This is a genomic window from Leifsonia sp. Root227 (assembly GCF_001428745.1).
Taxonomy (GTDB): Bacteria; Actinomycetota; Actinomycetes; order Actinomycetales; family Microbacteriaceae; genus Leifsonia.
In genome coordinates this window covers 180969-199156 of sequence record NZ_LMIO01000003.1, presented here as the reverse complement: position 1 = coordinate 199156, position 18188 = coordinate 180969, and the positions used below count along the sequence as shown (strand labels likewise).

The window sequence follows — 18188 nt, the reverse complement described above, 5'->3', positions numbered from 1 at the left end:
CCCCCGCAGGTCAGCGCATGACCTGGATCTCGGTGACAGGGAGGGTCGAGTCCGCCGAGAAGCCGAGAGTGCTCGGCTCGTGGCCTGCCATGATCAGCTGGGCGCCGAGAGCGGCGATCATCGCCCCGTTGTCCGTGCACAGCGACAGGGCGGGGATGCGCAGCTCGACCCCCGCGGCCGTCGCCCGCTCCTGCGCGACCTGCCGCACTCGCGCGTTCGCGACCACCCCTCCGCCGAGCAGCAGCCGAGGGACGCCGTGGTCGGCGCAGGCGGCGAGCGCCTTGGTGATCAGCACATCCACGACGGCCTCGCGGAACGAGGCGGCGACGTCGGCGACGGGCACGGGCTCTCCCGCATCCTGCCGCTGCTCGACCCAGCGCGCGACCGCGGTCTTGAGCCCGGAGAAGGAGAAGTCGTACCTGTGGTGCTCCAGGTCTTTCGGCTTGGTCAGGCCGCGGGGGAACCGGATGGCCTTCGGGTCTCCGTCGACGGCGACCCTGTCGATCTGCGGCCCGCCGGGATACGGCAGCCCGAGGACGCGCGCGACCTTGTCGAACGCTTCGCCCGCCGCGTCGTCGATGGTCTCGCCGAGCAGCTCGACGTCGGTCACCAGGTCGCGGACGAGCAGCAGCGAGGTGTGGCCGCCGGAGACGAGGAGCGCGATCGTCGGCAGCTCGACGGGGTGGCCATCTCCGCCGTGGGCGTCGAGGAGGTCGGCTCCGACGTGGCCGACCAGGTGGTTCACCGCGTACAGCGGCTTGCCGAGCGACAGGGCGAGCGCTTTCGCCGCACCGACGCCGACCATCAGCGCGCCGGACAGCCCCGGCCCGCTGGTGACGGCGACCGCGTCGACGTCGGCCAGGTCGATGCCGGCGTCGGCGACCGCTGTGCGCAGCGTCGGCGTCAGCGCCTCCAGGTGGGCACGCGCTGCGACCTCAGGAACGACGCCGCCGTAGCGCGCGTGCTCGTCCATCGACGATGCGATGGTGTTGGCGAGGAGGGTCGTCCCCCTGACGATGCCGATGCCGGTCTCGTCGCAGGAGGTCTCGATGCCGAGGACGAGGGGGTTCTCTCTGTTCATGCCGTCGTCTCTGTGGTCGTGGCGATCGTCGTCTGCGGGGCCGGAACGGCGAGCCGCATCACGATCGCGTCGACGCCGTCCGGCTGGTAGTAGCGGGGACGCACGCCGATCTCCTCGAAGCCGAGCTCGCGGTACAGGGTCTGCGCCCCCGGGTTGTCCGCGCGCACTTCGAGGAACACCTCACGCGCCCCTCGCTTGCGCGCCTCGCCGATCAGCGACAGCATCAGCACGCGGCCGAGCCCCCTGCGGCGGGCGTGCGGGGCGACGGCGATGGTCTGGATGTCGCCCTCGCCTGCACCCTGCGGCGCCAGCAGTCCGGCGTAACCGTCGATCCGCTCCGGATGCTCAGGCTCGAACGCGACGAGGTAGTACCCGTTCGCGCTCGCCACCTCGGAGCGCATCGAGTGTTCCGACCACGCATCGGAGACGAAGGTGGCGCGTTCGAGCTGCATGATCGCATCCACATCGTCGTCGGTGGCGCGCCTGAGCTGCCAGGCGGTCACGCGCTCACCCGCTTGGGGCCGGACGAGAGCGTGACGTCCGGCGACCGCAGGTAGAGCGGCTCGTCGGCGTCGAACGACAGCCCGTTCGCGTAGCGCAGCTCGGCGATCATCCCGAGCGCGCCGGCCGAGACAGTGGATGCGTCGAACCGGGTCATCCCTGCGTGCGGCAGGTCGTCCGGCTTCGTCAGTCCAGGGCCGTCCAGACGCACCGGGATGCCGTGCTCGTCCACCCCGGAGTACGCGGACCAGTACAGCTCCTTGCGGCGGGCATCCGTCACCACGAGCAGATCACCCAGTGTTCCCGCGCCGTAGCGCTCGAACGCGACGGCGTCGTGGCTGACGACGGGCACGAGCGGCTTCCCAGCGCCGAAGGCGAACGCCTTGGCCGCCGCGATGCCGACGCGCAGCCCGGTGAACGGGCCGGGTCCCATGCCTGCGACGACGCCGGACAGCGCGCTCACGGGGACGCCGGACTCGGCCAGCACCGCCTCGATCAGCTCGCCGATGACCTCGGCGTGCCGCATGGTGTCGGCCTCCGTGCGCTCGGCGATGACCCCGCGGTCACGATCGACCACGGCCACACTCGTTCCGGCGGAGGTGTCGATGGCGAGAAGCATGGATCAAGCCTAAACGGGTTCCGGCGACGAGCCGGAGGCCCAGCGGGGGCCGTACCCGTTCACCGTGACGGTGCGCGGCTCGTCGGCGTCCAGCTCGGCGTCGTCGTCCGTGTCGTCCTCGCCGTCGCTCGCGGAGTCTCCCGCCACGTCCGCGGCGCCCGTGGGCCGCGCGATCTGCACCTCGAGCCACGACTCCGTCACGCCGTCGAGCATCCCCGCGCCCCACTCCACCACCACGACGGAGCGGGCGAAGTCGATGTCGAGGTCGTCCAGCTCCAGCGCGCTGCCGAGGCGGTACGCATCCACGTGCACCAGCGGCGGTCCGCCGACGACGCTCGGATGCGTTCTGGCGAGCACGAAGGTGGGGCTCGTCACCGGGCCGCGCACCTGCAGGCCGTCGCCGATGCCGCGGGTCATCGTGGTCTTGCCTGCGCCGAGCGGGCCGCTCAGTACCACCAGGTCGCCCGCGCGCAGGATGGCCGCCAGCTCGACGCCGAAGGTGTGCATGTCCGCAGCGGTCGGCACGACCCTGGTCACCGGCGGCCAGACGTAGCCGGTCACGGCATCCCCACGTAGCGGCGGCGCACTCTGGCGCCGATGCGCGTCACGATCTCGTAGTTGATGGTGCCCGCGGCCTCCGCCCAGTCGTCCGCCGACGGGACGCCCGTGGCAGGGTCTCCGAAGAGGACGACCTCGTCGCCGACGTGCACGGGATGGTCGTCGACGTCCACCACGAACTGGTCCATGGCGATGCGGCCGCAGACGCGGAACGTGCCACCGGCGATCGCCACGGGGGCCGTGTTGGAGGCGTGGCGAGGGATGCCCTCCGCGTAGCCGAGCGGCACGAGTGCCAGGGTCGTGTCGCCAGACGTGCGATAGGTGTAGTCGTAGGAGACGCCGGTGCCAGCCGGCACGCGGCGCACGGCGGCGACGCTGCCGCGCAGGGTCATGACCGGACGCAGCCCCAGGTCGGCGCTCGACCGGCCGGCGAGCGGCGACAGGCCGTAGATGGTGATGCCCAGGCGCACCAGGTTGAATCGCGCATCCGGGATGGTCAGCGCCGCGGCGGACGCGGCCAGGTGACGCAGCTCTGGTCGCAGCCCCGCTGCCGCAGCACGGTCGAGACCCCTGGTGTAGACGGCGACGGCGGCGCGGTCGTCCTCCGGCGACGCGTTCGAGACGTGACTGAAGACGCCGCGCACGACGATGTCACCCGCGTGCTCCAGCTCGCGGGCACGGGCGAACGCCGCATCCCACTGCGGCTCGGAGATGCCGTTGCGGCTGAGGCCCGTCTCCAGCTTCAGCTGCACGAACGCCTGCCCGTGCAGGACTCCGCGCTCCACCAGGGCGCGCCGCGCGGCCGCGACAGCGTCGAGCTGCGCGATCGAGGACACCCCGATGTCGACGCCGGCGGCGATGGCGGGGGCGAAGTCCGCATCCGGGTCGTGCAGCCAGGCCAGCAGCGGCGCCTCGATCCCGGCGTCCCTCAGCTGCATCGCCTCGGTGAGGTCGGCGACGCCGAGCCAGTCCGCTCCCCCGGCGAGCGCCGCCCGCGCGCACTCGACGGCGCCGTGGCCGTACGCGTTCGCCTTGACGACCGCCATCACGTGCTCGGTGCCGACCACCTCGCGGAGATGCGCGACGTTCGCCACAAGCGCCCCCAGGTCGATCACGGCCTCGCGGAAGTCCGCGCGCTCCTCGGTCTCGTGAGCGATGGTCAACTGTCCCTCTCCGTCACCACGAACGCCGTCGCCACCCCTGCGTCGTGCGTCATGGTCACATGGATGTGCGCGATCCCCCGCTCGCGCACGTCCCGTTCGATCACGTTGTGGAGCACGAAGCCAGGGTTGCGCTCGTCGTCCGCGACGATCTCCATGTCGTGCCAGCGCACGCCCTCCGAGCCGCCGAGCGCCTTGATGAGCGCTTCCTTTGCCGCGAAGCGCGCCGCCAGCGAGTGCACAGGCAGGCCGCGCTCCGCGTCGGTGAAGAGCCGTTCCCGCAGGCGCGGCGTCCGCTCGAGCGAGCGGGCGAAGCGTTCCAGGTCGACGACATCGACCCCGATCCCGGCGATCACGGCCCCTCCGTCACTCGACGGTGACGGACTTGGCCAGGTTGCGCGGCTGGTCCACGTCGAGACCCTTGGCCGCGGAGAGCTCCATGGCGAAGATCTGCAGCGGCACCACGGCGAGCAGCGGCTCGAACAGCGGAGCGGCGAGCGGGATGCGGATGACCTCGTCGGCGAACGGCAGCACGGCGGCGTCGCCCTCCTCCGCGATCGCGATGACGCGGGCGCCGCGGGCGCGGATCTCCTGGATGTTCGAGACGACCTTCTTGTGCATCTCGTCCGACCAGCGCGGGCTGGGAACGACGACGAAGACCGGCTGGCCGGGCTCGATCAGTGCGATCGGGCCGTGCTTCAGCTCACCGGCCGCGAAGCCCTCCGCGTGGATGTACGCCAGTTCCTTGAGCTTCAGCGCACCCTCCAGGGCGATCGGGTAACCGACGTGGCGGCCGAGGAAGAGCACGGAGCGGGTGTCGGACATCCACCTGGCGAGCTGCGCGATCGTCTCGTGCGATTCGAGCACGGAGGCGATCTTCTCCGGAACGGCCTGCAGCTCGTCGATGGCGTCGTGCTGCTGCGTTTCGGACAGCGTGCCGCGCACGCGCGCCAGGTGCAGGCCGAACAGGTAGAGAGCGGTGATCTGCGCGACGAAGGCCTTGGTCGACGCGACGGCGACCTCTGGGCCGGCGTGCGTGTACAGCGCCGCGTCCGATTCGCGCGGGATGGTCGCGCCCTGCGTGTTGCAGACGGAGATGGCGGTCGCGCCGGCCTCGCGGGCGTACTTGACGGCCATCAGGGTGTCCATCGTCTCGCCGGACTGGCTGATCGAGATGACGAGGGTGTTGTCGGTGATGACGGGTTCGCGGTAGCGGAACTCGTGGCTCAGCTCGACCGTGACGGGCACGCGGGCCCACTTCTCGATGGCGTAGCTGCCCACCAGGCCCGCGTACGCCGCGGTGCCGCACGCGATGATGGTGATGCGGTCGATGGTCGAGAGCTTGTCGTCGCCCAGCACGTCCAGCTCCGGGATGTGCACGGTGCCGTCGACGATGCGGCCGCGCAGCGTGTTCGCGACCGCGTCCGGCTCCTCAGCGATCTCCTTGGCCATGAACGACGACCAGCCGCCCTTCTCGGCGGCGGACGCGTCCCAGGCGATCTCGAACGGCTCCACCTCGACCGGGGCGCCGGAGAAGTCGGTGACGGTGACCGCATCCGGGGTGATGGTGACGATCTGGTCCTGGCCGATGGCCAGCGCGTTGCGGGTGTGCTCGACGAACGCTGCGACGTCGGAGCCGAGGAAGTTCTCGCCGTCTCCGAGGCCGATCACCAGCGGCGAGTTGCGGCGCGCGCCGACGACGACGTGCGGCTGGTCCTTGTGCAGTGCGAGCAGCGTGAACGCGCCCTCGAGGCGGGAGACGACGCGCTGGAACGCCTCGTTCAGATCGCCCGTCGTGCGGTACTCGCGGCCGAGCAGCACGGCGGCGACCTCGGTATCCGTCTCCGACTCGAAGGTGAAGCCGTCCGCGAGCAGCTCGTCGCGCAGGGTGGCGAAGTTCTCGATGATGCCGTTGTGGATGACGGCGAGCTTGCCGTCGTCTCCGAGGTGCGGGTGGGCGTTGCGGTCGGTCGGTCCGCCGTGGGTCGCCCAGCGGGTGTGGCCGATGCCCGTTCCGCCGTTCGGGATGGGGTGCGCCTCCAGCTCACCGGCGAGCGCGGACAGCTTGCCCGCCTTCTTCGCCGTGCCGAGCTGGCCGTCCGGGCCGATCACGGCGATACCGGCCGAGTCGTACCCGCGGTACTCCAGCCGCTTCAGGCCGCCGAGCAGGACCTCAACACTCTTGTCGGTACCGACGTACCCCACGATTCCACACATGCTGCCGATTTTAGCCTGGCGCGACACCCTAGACTTGTCGCCTATGGCGGTGAACGGCGCAGCACAGGGCGTATCCACAGGCAACGGCGACTCGTCCCCGTTCGTCGAGCTGAGCAGAGCCGACTGGGCCGACCTCGCGCAGAGCACGCGGCTTCCGCTCAAGGAGACCGAGATCGTGCAGCTCCGGGGCCTCGGCGATCCTCTCGACATGCGCGAGGTCGAAGAGGTCTACCTGCCGCTCAGCCGCCTGCTGAACCTCTACGTCGGCGGCGCGAAGCAGCTGCACAGGGTGACCAGCCAGTTCCTCGGCGAGCGCGCCGCGAGCACACCGTTCGTGATCGGCGTCGCCGGTTCCGTCGCCGTCGGCAAGTCGACCATCGCGCGCCTGATGCGGGAGCTGCTGTCCCGGTGGGACGACACACCCCGCGTCGAGCTCGTCACCACCGATGGGTTCCTGCTGCCGAACGCGGAGCTGGAGCGTCGCGGCCTGATGGACAGGAAGGGCTTCCCCGAGTCGTACGACCGCAAGGCCCTCCTGCGCTTCGTCACGGCCGTCAAGAGCGGCGCGGCCGAGGTGCGCGCGCCGTTCTACTCGCACCTCAGCTACGACATCGTGCCGGACGCCGAGATCGTGGTCCGGCGGCCGGACGTCCTCATCGTCGAAGGGCTCAACGTGCTCCAGCCTGCCGGCGGGGGGAACCGTCTCGCCGTCAGCGACCTGTTCGACTTCTCCGTCTACGTGGATGCGCGCACCCGCGACATCGCGCACTGGTACCAGGAACGCTTCCTCAAGCTGCAGCGCGGGGCGTTCACCAATCCCAAGTCGTACTTCCACCGCTTCGCCGAGCTGACGGAGGAGCAGGCCAGAGCGCGCGCATCCAGCATCTGGGAGTCGATCAACGAGCCCAACCTCACGCAGAACATCCGGCCGACGCGCTCCCGCGCCAAGCTGGTGCTGCGGAAGGGCGCCGATCACACGGTGAGCTCCGTGCTCCTGCGGAAGCTCTGACCAGGGCATAGATCCCCCAGGCCTGAGTCACCGGGGTTTTCGCGCTCTGTTATCTAAAGCGCGCGTTATTCCATCATGAGGTATGGCCGCTCCACACTCTCGCGCCGCCGAGCTGTTCGGCGAGCGCGTGCGCGCGGCCAGGATCACCCTCGGCCTCTCCCAAGAGGACGCAGCGCACCTTGCCGACATGCACTCGACCAACTACGGACGGATCGAGCGCGGGGAGGCCAACGCCGAGCTCCACACGATCGTGCGCCTGGCGACAGCGCTGAACGTCGATCCAGGCGACCTGCTCAAGGGCCTCTACGGCGACGAACTGCTGCCGAAGCGCACACGGTCGTACACGGTCGCCGATTTCATCGCATCCAGGAAGGCGGCGGGCGGCCGCTGAGCCGACCGGGAGACATCGTGCCGACACAGCGTTCGAACGCCGCAGCGATCCTCGGCGACCGCATCAGGGATGCCAGGATCACCCTCGGCCTTCCTCAGGCGGACATCGCGCACCTCGCGGGGATGGACGTCGCGAACTACGGCAAGCTCGAGCGCGGCCAGAGCAACCCGACCCTGGAGACGCTCGTGCAGGTGTCCACCGTGCTCGGCACCGACCTGGGCGCCCTCACCGCAGGACTGACCGGCACGGACATGCTTCCGCCGTCGGAGCGCGTGTTCACGGCCGCGGACTTCATCGAAGCCCGCGGCCGCAGAAATCGCTAGAGCGACAGCCGATCGCGCACGACGGTCGCGAGCTCCTCTGCGAGGCGCTCTGCCGTGTGGATGTCCGCCGCCTCGACCATCACGCGCACCAGCGGCTCCGTGCCGGACGGGCGCAGGAGGACGCGTCCGGTGTCGCCGAGCGTCGCCTCCGCCGTCTGCACGGCCGCCTTGAGGCCGTCGTCCGTGTGAACAGCGTGGTGGTCGACGTTCTTGACGTTCACCATCACCTGCGGGTACACGGTCATCACCTGGGCGAGCTCCGCGAGGGACTTGCCCTGGCGCGCCATCTCACTGAGCAGGTGCAGGCCGGTCAGGATGCCGTCGCCGGTCGTGGCGAACTCGCGCATGATGACGTGCCCGGACTGCTCTCCACCGAGGGAGTAGTCGTTCTGGTTCATCTCCTCGAGCACGTAGCGGTCGCCGACCGCCGTCTCGACCACCCGGATGCCGTGGTCGCGCATCGCGAGCTTCAGCCCGAGGTTGCTCATCACCGTGGCGACGAGCGTGTCGTCGCGGAGCTTGCCGCGCTGCTTCATGCCGACCGCCAGGATCGCCATGATCTGGTCGCCGTCGACCACGTTGCCGTTCGCGTCGATCGCGAGGCAGCGGTCGGCGTCGCCGTCGTGCGCGATGCCGACGTCCGCGCCCGCCGCCAGAACGGCGGCGGCGAGGTTGTCGAGGTGCGTCGAGCCCACCCCGTCGTTGATGTTCATCCCGTCCGGCGAGTCGCCGATGACGGTGACGCGGGCGCCCGCATCCGTGAACACCTCAGGCGAGACGCCGGCGGCTGCACCGTGGGCGCAGTCGAGGACGACGTGGATGCCGTCGAGGCGGTGCGGCAGGCTCGCCAGCAGGTGCAGGACGTAGCGGTCCTCCGCGTCGGCGAAGCGACGGATGCGCCCGACGGCCGCGCCGGTCGGAGCCAGCTTCTCGAGGGAGAGGTGCTCCTCGATCCTGTTCTCCACGATGTCGGGCAGCTTGGTGCCGCCACGGGCGAAGATCTTGATGCCGTTGTCCGGCGCCGGGTTGTGCGATGCGGAGACCATCACGCCGAAGTCGGCGTCGAAGTCCGCGATCAGGAACGCGGCCGCCGGCGTCGGGATGACCCCGGCGTCGTACACGTCGATGCCGGAGCTGGCGAGCCCGGCGGACACGGCCGCAGAAATGAACTCGCCCGAGACACGAGGGTCACGGGCGACGATCGCCGACGGGCGCTTGCCCGCGGCACGCCGCGCCTCCGCGCTGCGGCCTTGCGTCAGGACAGCAGCAGCTGCCTGAGCAAGGCCGAGCGCGAGGTCGGCGGTGAGACTACCGTTCGCGAGTCCGCGGACTCCGTCGGTTCCGAAGAGGCGTGGCATGAACCGAAGCCTAAGCGCTGTCGACGCTTAGCGCTTGGAGAACTGCGACGCCTTGCGGGCCTTCTTGAGACCGGCCTTCTTGCGCTCGATGACGCGAGCGTCACGAGTGAGGAAGCCTGCCTTCTTGAGGGTGGCACGGTTGTTCTCGCGGTCGATCTCGTTGAGGGCACGAGCGATCGCCAGGCGCAGCGCGCCGGCCTGGCCGGAGGGGCCACCACCGGTGATGCGTGCGATGACGTCGTAGCCGCCGATGAGGTCGAGGACCTTGAACGGGTCGGTGATCAGCTGCTGGTGCAGCTTGTTCGGGAAGTAGTCGGCGAACTCACGGCCGTTGACCGTGATGCTGCCGGAGCCGGGAACGAGGCGCGCGCGGGCGATGGCCTGCTTGCGACGGCCGACGGCCGCACCGGGAACGGTGAGGACGGGACGCTGCGCCTGGGGGGCCTCGGAGGCCGGGGTCTCGGTCGAGTAGGACTCGACGTTGTCGGCCTGGGCCGACTCGATGCTGTCTGCGATCTTCGCCACGATGGTGATAATCCTTTATCTCTGAGTCTGAAAGGTCTGTCGGTCGCTTACTGAGCGACCTGGCCGAGGGTGTACGGCTTCGGCTGCTGGGCGGCGTGCGGGTGCTCGCTTCCCGTGTAGACCTTCAGCTTGCGGAGCTGGGCGCGGCCGATCGAGTTCTTGGGGAGCATTCCACGGACAGCCTTCTCCACAGCGCGGATCGGGTTCTTCTCGAGGAGCTCGGCGTAGGTGACAGCCGTGAGGCCGCCCGGGTAACCGGAGTGGCGGTACGCCTTCTTCTGCGCAGCCTTGGCGCCGGTGAGGGCGACCTTGTCCGCGTTGACGATGATGACGAAGTCGCCGGAGTCCATGTGGGGGGCGAACGTCGCCTTGTGCTTTCCACGGAGGAGAGCGGCGGTGTGGCTGGCGAGACGGCCGAGCACGACGTCAGTCGCGTCGATGATGACCCAGTCGCGCTGGATCTCGTCTGCCTTCGGGGTGTAAGTGCGCGTCACAGTAGTGGCTGCTTTCTGTATCGAACGGAGGTGTTCGTGAATCCCACTCCCTGGCTGTTCCACTCCTGGAGGAGGGAACCTGCCCTTCGGAGGGCTCACGTTCGTGTGTCGCACCGCAGAGGCGCGGACACCAAAGATCAATAGTACGCGACAGGCGGGATGCCGGTCAAACCGCGGGCGGGAAGCACTCAGCCCCAGGGTTGAAAACCGGGCGAATGCGATGCGCCTGCTCCGTCAGCACCATAGCGTGATGCGCATGGTCAAGCTATTCCCCGTCGCTCAGCGCTCCATCGAGCCCGTGATCGCGATCGCGTTCTTCCTGTTCTGGGCGTTCGCCGAGGTCGGGCGGCACCAGCTCGTCGCAGGAACGCTCCGCTACACCCTGCCATGGTGGGCTGCGCTACTCGGCCTCTCCTTCGCCATCGCGATCTGCCGGATCTGGCCGATGATCGCAATGGGCGTCTCCATCGTCGTGGCAGTCGGTCAATTGCTCGTTCCCGCGGCGGCCTTCGGGGCGGGATACGGATCGACGGACTGGCCGATGGCGGTCGGTTTCCTCCTGGTGGTGATCGGCGTCAGCGCGTTCATCCCGAGCAGGTGGCGGGCTTTGTCATTCGCATTCGCGATCGCACTGGCGGTTTCCACACCCTTCGCCGGTGGACCGATAACTCTCGACAGCCTTTTCGTTCTCGCCACCTCGCTCCTTGCATTCGTCTGCGCCTGGCTGCTCGGCTTCTTCGGCCGCGCCTGGCAGCAGAAGCTGCGCAGCGAAGCGCTCCTCGCCCAGACCACCGACGAGCTGCGCAGCGCAGAGGTCGACCTGCTCGTCTCACAGGAGCGCGACAGGATCGCCCAGGACGTGCACGACATCATGGCGCACTCGCTGTCCGTCATCATCGCCCAGGCGGACGGCGCGCGGTTCGTCGCTCCGGCCCGCCCGGAGGCGGTCTCCGAGTCGCTGGAGAACATCGCCGCGTCCGCCCGCACCTCGCTCACGGAGGTGCGGATGCTCATCCAGACTCTTGTCGCCGACCCCATCGGCCACTCCACCCCGACTGTCGACGACGTCGGCGAGCTGGTCGAACGGATGCGGACGGCAGGGCTCGCCGTCGAGCTCGAGCAGTTCGGAGACGCCGACCCGCTGACCCGAGCGCAGGAGCTCGCCGTCTACCGGATCGTGCAGGAGAGCCTGACGAACGCGCTCAAGCACGCGGGGACGGAGCCGTCCGCCCGCGTCTCGCTCGACTGGCGCGGCCAGGGCCTCGCCATCGCGGTGACCTCCAGCGGCACTCCAGGGGAGCGGGAGACGCAGACCACGAAGTCGCGCGGCCTGTACGGGATGCACGAACGGGCACGGCTCGCGGGCGGTTGGCTCACCGCGGGGATCGACGACGACGTGCCAGGCGGATACGTCGTCACCGCGTTCATCCCCACCGCGGCGGTCGGGCAGGCGTCGTGAGCGCGATCCGGGTGGCCGTCGTCGACGACCAGGTGCTCTTCTGCTCCGGCCTCGCCATGCTGATCGAGTCGCAGCCCGACCTCGCGTTCGTGGGGTCTGCGCACGATGGGGAGGCGGCGGTCGCCCTGGTCGAGCGCGAAAGACCGGACGTGGTGCTGATGGATGTGCGGATGCCCGTGCTCGACGGCATCGCGGCGACCGAGCGCATCCTGTCCGGTGTCCAGCGGGACGGCGCCGGCCAGGACAGTGCCCCGAAGATCATCGTGCTCACGACGTTCCAGCGGGACGAGGCCGTCGCCCGCGCTGTGCGGGCCGGCGCATCCGGGTTCATCATGAAGGACACGACGCCCGAGTTCGTGCTCGCCGCCATCCGCACGGTCGACGCCGGTCACGCGGTGATCGCCCCGAAAGACACCGCAGAGTTGTTCGGCGGGCAACGGCGTGCCCCCGTGCCCGACGCGATCGCCGACCTCTCCGCCAGAGAAAAGGAGGTCTTCCTCCTCGCGGCGCGCGGGCTCAGCAACGCCGAGGTCGGCCAGACGGCATACATCAGCGAGGCGACGGTGAAGAGTCACATGCGGAGCATCCTGGCGAAGCTGGCGCTCACGTCGCGCGTGCAGCTCGTCGCGTTCGCCTACGAGAACGGGCTGGTGCGCTGAGCCCGGCCTAGAGCGTCCGGCGCGCCCTGGTCTGCTCCGCGCGGATCGCGAGCCCGACATCATCTGGGTAACCGACCTGCTGGAGCGTCAGGCCGCGGGCGGGCATCACCGCGAACGCGTTGGTGCGCTGCTGCCCGTCGCGCAGCGCCACCAGCTCTTCCGGTGTCAGCTTGCCGTTGCCGACCCCGACGCACGCTCCGACGAGCGAGCGCACCATGCTGTGGCAGAACGCGTCGGCCTTCACCTCAGCCACGAGCACCCCGTCGTCGTCCCGGCCCCAGCCGAAGTTCTGCAGGGTCCTGATGGTCGTCGCGCCCTCGCGGGGCTTGCAGTAGCTCGCGAAGTCGTGGAGCCCGAGCAGGCCGAGCGCCGCCGCATCCATCGCCTCGACGTCGAGCGCGGAGGAGACCCAGGCGGTGCGGTGCCGCTGCAGCGGGTCGCGGAGGGATGCCGTGTCGGCGATGCGGTATTCATAACGCCGCCAGATCGCGGAGAACCGCGCGTCGAAGCCGTCCGGCGCGATGCTCGCCGCCGTGACGATCACGTCGGGCACGGGGCCGAGGACCCCGTTGACCCTGCGCGCCAGCACCTCGGCAGCGGGGAGGACAGGCAGCGAGCCCCTGCGGCGGCGCAGGACGGCGACCTGCGGTTCCGTGAGGTCCACGTGGGCGACCTGCCCTGTCGCGTGGACGCCGGCATCCGTGCGTCCGGCGACGGTCAGGATGGGCGCGTCGCCGTACCGTCGGAAGATCGTCGCGAGGGCCGACTCCAGCTCGCCCTGCACGGTCCGCTGCCCCGGCTGGCGCGCCCAGCCGTTGAACTCGGTGCCCTGGTACGCAATGTCGAGGCGGAAGCGGGTCGTCACCAGGTCGTTCACATCACGATTCTACGGAAGGGCCGACCACTGTCAGGAGCCGTTGCTATCGTGGTCCCTTCGCGATCCCCCGACCCGCTATGACTCCACAGACTTCTCCCTCCCCCAGCACAGCGCCCACCAGAATCCACCCACCGCATCCCGTTCGACAGCATCCGGCGTCCCCCCAACGGCTCACCGTCCGTCCCGCCATCGCTGTCCGGCCGGCCGGGCACCCGCCGTTCGCAGGCAGGGCGGCCCGCCGCTACGCCGGCCTCGACGGGCTGCGCGCTCTCGCCGTCGCCGCCGTGCTCGTCTACCACCTGTTCCCCGGCATCCTGCCCGGAGGCTTCATCGGCGTCGACATCTTCTTCGTGGTGAGCGGGTTCCTCATCACCAGTCTGCTGATGCGCGAACGCTCCAGCACAGGACAGATCGACCTGCGCAGCTTCTGGATGCGAAGGGCGCGACGCCTCGTGCCAGCGATCGTGGTGCTCGTCGTCGTCTGCTCCGCCGTCGCACTGGCCGTGGGCGGCGACGTGCTCGTCGGGCTGCCGAGGCAGATCCTCGGAGCGGCGACGTTCAGCGCCAACTGGCTGTCGATCGCTGCGGACAGCAGCTACTTCGCCCAGGATGCACCTGAGCTGTACCGTAATCTCTGGTCGCTGGCGGTCGAGGAGCAGTTCTACCTCGTCTGGCCGCTCGTCATCCTGGCCATCGCGCTGCTGCGGCAGTGGTGGGCACGGCTCGCGGTGGTCTCGCTCGTCGCTTTGGCATCCGCCGTCGCGATGTTCGCCGAGTACCCGGCAGGGGGCGACCCCACCCGCGTGTACTTCGGCTCTGACACACACAGCTTCGGGCTGGCGATCGGCGCAGCGCTCGCCATCCTGATCGCCCGCGCCAGGCCGCTCGACCTCGACGCAGGCGAGACGGCGATGCAGGTGTTCGTCCGGCGCTGGCTGCCACCGCTCGGCGCGCTCTCCCTCACCGGGTTGGTCGTGGCGTGTGTGCTGCTGCGCGACGACGCGGCCTTCACCTACCGCGGCGGCCTGGTGCTGGTGAGCGTCCTCAGCGCGTTCGCGATCTGGGCGGCGGTCGCGCCCGGCGCCCGGCTCGGCCGCGTCCTCGACGCGCGTCCGCTCCAGGCCGTCGGCGCGCGCTCGTACGGGCTGTACCTCTGGCACTGGCCGGTCTTCGTGCTCGTCTGCGCCGTCGTTCCGAACGAGCACGACCCCGTGATGGCGCCCATCGTCGGATTCGGCGCCCTGGCCATCGCGTCCGCCGCCGCCTTCCTCTCCTACCGCTGGGTGGAGCAGCCGATCCGCAGGCACGGGATGCGCGGCGTCCTCGCCGCCGCCCGCAGCCGGATGCGCGCATCCCGCGCCGCACGCGCTGGGGGCATCGCGGTCGCGAGCGCGGCAGCGCTGCTCTCGGTCGCGACCGTCGCCGCGATGATCGTCGCGCCGTCCGCCACCGGAGCACAGCGCCTCATCGAGAGCGGCGCAGCGTCGCTCGGCGGTCAAAGCCCCGGCGCGCAGCCGAACGCGGGAGGGGCGGTCCCTCACGACCGTCCGCACCTGCGCGTCCCACCCGACCCGCAGCCTGTCGCCACCGGCGCCGACATCTCGGCGTTCGGCGACTCGGTGATGCTCGCATCTGCACCGGCACTGCAGGAGCGCTACCCCGGCATCCGGATCGACGCGGTGGTGTCCCGCCAGATGAGCGCCGCACCCGCCTTGGTCCGCGCCGCTGCTGCTGCGGGCGAGCTCCGCCCCGTCGTGCTGGTCGGTCTCGGCACGAACGGCTCGATCGGTGAGGACACCCTCGGCGCACTCACCGACGCGATCGGTCCGAACAGGAAGCTCGTCCTCGTCACCGTGCAGGCGCCGCGCTCCTGGACAGATGGGGTCAACACCACCATCGCCGGTTTCGCCGCCGCTCACCCGAAGCAGGTCGCGATCGCACCCTGGCGAGAGGACATCGCCGGCCACCTCGACCTTCTCGCCGACGACCAGATCCACCCCGGCCACCGCGGTGGCCTCGTCTACGCGGACGCACTCAGGGACGCACTGCTGAAGCTGGCAGCCAACTCCCCGTCCGCGTCGCCGACCCGTGGGACAAGGCGGGCCCGCGCCCCCAGTGAGCCACGGGATCGCGGGGACTCAGTACACCCGCACCAGGCTGAGCTCGGCGTTCGTGCGGACGAAGCCCATCCCGGTGTATAGACCGAGCGCGCCGGACGGGTTCTCCGCATCCACCGACAGCGTCACCTTCTCCCAGCCGAGCGCCTTGCACGCCTCCATCGCCCTGCCGAGCAGCGCCGGCGCGATCCGCTTGCCACGCGCGCTGCGGATGGTGCCGACCATGCCGATGTACGCCCCGGTGAACCCTTGCGTCTCCCAGTCGCCCTCGTTCACCTGGTTCAGCACGAAACCGACGACCTCGTCGCCGTCCAGCGCGAGGAACGAGATGTCCGGCCGGAAGGTGCCGCCGATCCATGCGGTCCACTGCTCCTCGCTCATCGGCTGGCTGGACCAGTGGTCGCGGAACGAGTCGTTGTGCGCCACCAGGGTCGCGGCTGTGAGTTCCTCCCGGAAGGGGACGATCCGGATGCCGTCCGCCGGCTCGACCTCGGGGATCGCGTCGGCGAGATCGCGCTCCAGCTCGAAGAAGTACCGCGCGGTCTCGAACCCGTCGCGGTGGAACAGCCGTGCTGCGTCCTCCGCGCGCTCGTCCGCGTACGCCATGATCCACGCGGGGAGCTTCTTCTCCGATGCGGCGAGCTTCTGCTCGGCGCGCGCCCTCGACCAGGCCAGCAACTCCCGCCCGATGCCGCGGCCGCGCAGCTCTGGATGCACGCCGCCCTCCAGGAACACGCGCACCAGCGATTCTTGCAGCGGAGGCATCGTGGTGACCCCGACGGCGACGAGAGCGCCGTCCTTCCCGAAACCGAGAAGCGTGTCCTCTGCCAGCTCGACGAACGAATAGTCGAACAGCTCCTGCACCTCGTCGCGGGTGTGCAGCCACTCCGGGTGGTCCACCGCATCCATCGCCCGCTGCGCATCGGTCACCGCGTCCACGTCCGCCTGCGTTGCGGGGCGCCACTCGGCGATCAGGGGATGCGTCGGGGTGTGCGGCTGGGGAGCGGTCACGCGCTCGTTCACGGGCAGGAGGTCGTCGTGGTGGTCGGCCATGCCCCCAGCCTAACGACAGGGCCGGAGAACGACGAAGGCCCCGCATCCAGTGGATGCGGGGCCTTCGGGAACCGTGAGAGGTTACGCCTTCTCGGCCTCGGCCTCTGCGGTGGTCTCCTCCGGGGCGACCTCTGCGTCGGCGGTGGTCTCCTCGACGACCTCGGCCTCAGCGGCCTCAGTCTCGGCGGAAGCGGACTCGGCCGGAGCCTCGTCGGCGGCCGGAGCAGCCTTCGGAGCAGCAGCCTTCGCCGACTTGGTCGACTTCACCTTCGGGGTGACGGGCTCGAGAACGAGCTCGATCTGCACCATCGAAGCGTTGTCGCCCTTGCGGAAGCCCAGCTTGGTGATGCGGGTGTATCCGCCGTCACGCTCGGCGACCAGCGGAGCGATCTCGGTGAACAGCTCGTGCACCACGCCCTTGTCGTGGATGGTGGCGAGCACGCGACGGCGAGCGTGCAGGTCGCCACGCTTCGCGAACGTGATGAGACGCTCGGCGATCGGACGCAGGCGCTTGGCCTTGGTCTCGGTCGTCTTGATGCTCTTGTGGGTGAACAGCGCAGCGGCCAGGTTGGCGAGCATCAGGCGCTCGTGCGCGGGGCCGCCTCCGAGGCGGGGGCCCTTGGTGGGCTTAGGCATGATCGGTTATCTCCAGGTGTGAAAAGTCAAAAGGCGTCGTCGGAAGACAAGCCTCAGATGGTGGTCTCGTCTTCTTCGTAGCCGCTGTAGAAGTGGGCGCCGTCGAAGCCGGGGACCGAGTCCTTGAGCGAAAGGCCCATCTCGGTCAGCTTGTCCTTGACCTCATCCACCGACTTCTGACCGAAGTTGCGGATGTTCATCAGCTGCGTCTCCGAGAGCGAGACGAGCTCGCTCACGGTGTTGATGCCTTCGCGCTTGAGGCAGTTGTACGAGCGGACCGACAGGTCGAGGTCCTCGATCGGCATCGACAGCTCGGAGCTGAGGACGGCGTCGACCGGCGCCGGGCCGATCTCGATGCCCTCTGCTGCGGTGTTGAGCTCGCGGGCCAGACCGAACAGCTCGGTCAGCGTGCGACCGGCCGAAGCGATGGCGTCGCGCGGGCTGATCGCCGGCTTGGTCTCGACGTCGACCACGAGACGGTCGAAGTCGGTGCGCTCACCGGCACGAGTCGCCTCGACGCGGTAGGTGACCTTGAGGACCGGCGAGTAGATCGAGTCGATCGGGATCTGACCGGCTTCGCTGTACTCGTTGCGGTTCTGGGTCGCCGACACGTAGCCACGGCCACGCTCGATGGTCAGCTCGACCTCGAACTTCGCCTTGTCGTTGAGCGTCGCGATGACCAGCTCGGGGTTGTGGATCTCCACACCGGCCGGAGCCGAGATGTCCGCAGCGGTGACCTGGCCGGAGCCGGTCTTGCGGAGGTAGGCCGTGATCGGCTCGTCGTGCTCGCTGGAGACGACGAGTCCCTTGATGTTCAGGATGATCTCGGTGACGTCTTCCTTGACACCCGGGACCGTGCTGAACTCGTGCAGCACGCCGTCGATGCGGATGCTGGTGACAGCCGCGCCGGGGATCGAGGAAAGGAGGGTGCGGCGAAGCGAGTTGCCGAGCGTGTAACCGAAACCGGGCTCCAGGGGCTCGATCACGAACCGCGAGCGGAACTCGGAAATGTTCTCTTCGGCGAGCGTAGGACGCTGTGCAATGAGCACTGTTGATTCCTTTCGGCTAAGTGTCCGCTATATGACACTTGCGTTAGTGGGTATTGAGTTGTCGCGGACAATCGGCGACGACCGCAGCGCGGCCGCCGCCGA

The 18188-nt window shown here is 69.5% G+C and carries 20 protein-coding genes; 6 read left to right on the top strand and 14 right to left on the bottom strand.

The features are described 5' to 3' along the window. Window positions 1-10 precede the first annotated feature (10 nt). Genes tsaD through glmS form a run of 7 tightly spaced genes read right to left on the bottom strand, consistent with a single transcriptional unit; the run spans window position 11 to window position 6136 of the window. Window positions 11-1081, bottom strand: a complete 1071-nt coding sequence (gene tsaD, locus ASE16_RS11060) for a tRNA (adenosine(37)-N6)-threonylcarbamoyltransferase complex transferase subunit TsaD (protein WP_055894864.1) — start codon at window positions 1079-1081, stop codon at window positions 11-13. Next, on the bottom strand, window positions 1078-1584 hold the full coding sequence (gene rimI, locus ASE16_RS11055; RefSeq protein WP_235500465.1) for a ribosomal protein S18-alanine N-acetyltransferase: 507 nt from the start codon (window positions 1582-1584) through the stop codon (window positions 1078-1080). Before rimI ends, tsaD begins: the two co-directional genes overlap by 4 nt. Next, window positions 1581-2201, bottom strand: a complete 621-nt coding sequence (tsaB, locus tag ASE16_RS11050; RefSeq protein WP_055894861.1) for a tRNA (adenosine(37)-N6)-threonylcarbamoyltransferase complex dimerization subunit type 1 TsaB — start codon at window positions 2199-2201, stop codon at window positions 1581-1583. The genes rimI and tsaB overlap by 4 nt, the downstream gene beginning before the upstream one ends. A 9-nt stretch (window positions 2202-2210) precedes the next feature. After that, window positions 2211-2762: a tRNA (adenosine(37)-N6)-threonylcarbamoyltransferase complex ATPase subunit type 1 TsaE gene (gene tsaE, locus ASE16_RS11045; RefSeq protein ID WP_055894859.1), complete on the bottom strand. Its 552-nt coding sequence runs from the start codon at window positions 2760-2762 to the stop codon at window positions 2211-2213. Then, window positions 2759-3922 carry an alanine racemase gene (gene alr / locus ASE16_RS11040; RefSeq protein WP_235500464.1) on the bottom strand — a complete coding sequence of 388 codons (1164 nt, stop codon included), beginning with the start codon at window positions 3920-3922 and terminating at the stop codon, window positions 2759-2761. The genes tsaE and alr overlap by 4 nt, the downstream gene beginning before the upstream one ends. Continuing rightward, window positions 3919-4275 (bottom strand): holo-ACP synthase, encoded by a 357-nt coding sequence (locus ASE16_RS11035; RefSeq protein WP_055894856.1) that lies wholly within the window; start codon window positions 4273-4275, stop codon window positions 3919-3921. Before ASE16_RS11035 ends, alr begins: the two co-directional genes overlap by 4 nt. 10 nt (window positions 4276-4285) lie before the next feature. After that, a complete protein-coding gene (gene glmS, locus ASE16_RS11030) occupies window positions 4286-6136 on the bottom strand; it encodes a glutamine--fructose-6-phosphate transaminase (isomerizing) (RefSeq protein WP_055894854.1) in 1851 nt (616 codons plus the stop codon). Between the two features lie 43 nt (window positions 6137-6179). On the opposite strand from glmS, the gene coaA reads away from it, so the two are divergent. The 3 genes from coaA to ASE16_RS11015 all read left to right on the top strand — a co-directional run bounded on the left by coaA (window position 6180) and on the right by ASE16_RS11015 (window position 7859). Further along, on the top strand, window positions 6180-7145 hold the full coding sequence (coaA, locus tag ASE16_RS11025) for a type I pantothenate kinase (protein ID WP_055894851.1): 966 nt from the start codon (window positions 6180-6182) through the stop codon (window positions 7143-7145). Window positions 7146-7227: 82 nt separating this feature from the next. Continuing rightward, entirely contained in the window at window positions 7228-7536 is a 309-nt protein-coding gene (locus ASE16_RS11020) for a helix-turn-helix domain-containing protein (RefSeq protein WP_055894849.1), read from the top strand. A gap of 17 nt (window positions 7537-7553) precedes the next feature. Further along, on the top strand, window positions 7554-7859 hold the full coding sequence (locus ASE16_RS11015; protein ID WP_055894847.1) for a helix-turn-helix domain-containing protein: 306 nt from the start codon (window positions 7554-7556) through the stop codon (window positions 7857-7859). On the opposite strand, the gene glmM is transcribed toward ASE16_RS11015, so the two are convergent. The 3 genes from glmM to rplM are packed head-to-tail and all read right to left on the bottom strand — an operon-like array spanning window position 7856 to window position 10236. Next, on the bottom strand, window positions 7856-9217 hold the full coding sequence (glmM, locus tag ASE16_RS11010; RefSeq protein WP_055894845.1) for a phosphoglucosamine mutase: 1362 nt from the start codon (window positions 9215-9217) through the stop codon (window positions 7856-7858). The genes ASE16_RS11015 and glmM overlap by 4 nt on opposite strands. Before the next feature lie 27 nt (window positions 9218-9244). Beyond that, entirely contained in the window at window positions 9245-9742 is a 498-nt protein-coding gene (gene rpsI, locus ASE16_RS11005) for a 30S ribosomal protein S9 (RefSeq protein ID WP_055894843.1), read from the bottom strand. Window positions 9743-9789: 47 nt separating this feature from the next. Continuing rightward, window positions 9790-10236, bottom strand: a complete 447-nt coding sequence (rplM, locus tag ASE16_RS11000; RefSeq protein ID WP_055894840.1) for a 50S ribosomal protein L13 — start codon at window positions 10234-10236, stop codon at window positions 9790-9792. A 256-nt stretch (window positions 10237-10492) separates the two neighbouring features. On the opposite strand from rplM, the gene ASE16_RS10995 reads away from it, so the two are divergent. Beyond that, complete coding sequence (locus tag ASE16_RS10995) at window positions 10493-11695, top strand: sensor histidine kinase (protein ID WP_082581468.1); 1203 nt, start codon at window positions 10493-10495, stop codon at window positions 11693-11695. Next, window positions 11692-12354, top strand: a complete 663-nt coding sequence (locus ASE16_RS10990) for a response regulator transcription factor (RefSeq protein ID WP_055894836.1) — start codon at window positions 11692-11694, stop codon at window positions 12352-12354. Before ASE16_RS10995 ends, ASE16_RS10990 begins: the two co-directional genes overlap by 4 nt. A gap of 7 nt (window positions 12355-12361) precedes the next feature. On the opposite strand, the gene truA is transcribed toward ASE16_RS10990, so the two are convergent. Beyond that, window positions 12362-13231 carry a tRNA pseudouridine(38-40) synthase TruA gene (gene truA, locus ASE16_RS10985; protein WP_055894834.1) on the bottom strand — a complete coding sequence of 290 codons (870 nt, stop codon included), beginning with the start codon at window positions 13229-13231 and terminating at the stop codon, window positions 12362-12364. Between the two features lie 77 nt (window positions 13232-13308). Between truA and ASE16_RS10980 the strand changes: the two genes are divergently transcribed. Further along, a complete protein-coding gene (locus ASE16_RS10980) occupies window positions 13309-15432 on the top strand; it encodes an acyltransferase family protein (RefSeq protein ID WP_082581392.1) in 2124 nt (707 codons plus the stop codon). Here ASE16_RS10980 and ASE16_RS10975 read toward each other — a convergent pair. The 3 genes from ASE16_RS10975 to ASE16_RS10965 all read right to left on the bottom strand — a co-directional run bounded on the left by ASE16_RS10975 (window position 15370) and on the right by ASE16_RS10965 (window position 18086). Beyond that, window positions 15370-16401, bottom strand: coding sequence for a GNAT family N-acetyltransferase (locus ASE16_RS10975; RefSeq protein WP_055894829.1), 1032 nt, complete (start codon window positions 16399-16401; stop codon window positions 15370-15372). The genes ASE16_RS10980 and ASE16_RS10975 overlap by 63 nt on opposite strands. Before the next feature lie 81 nt (window positions 16402-16482). Further along, on the bottom strand, window positions 16483-17037 hold the full coding sequence (rplQ, locus tag ASE16_RS10970; RefSeq protein WP_055894827.1) for a 50S ribosomal protein L17: 555 nt from the start codon (window positions 17035-17037) through the stop codon (window positions 16483-16485). A 53-nt stretch (window positions 17038-17090) separates the two neighbouring features. After that, complete coding sequence (locus tag ASE16_RS10965; protein ID WP_055894825.1) at window positions 17091-18086, bottom strand: DNA-directed RNA polymerase subunit alpha; 996 nt, start codon at window positions 18084-18086, stop codon at window positions 17091-17093. Window positions 18087-18188 lie beyond the last annotated feature (102 nt).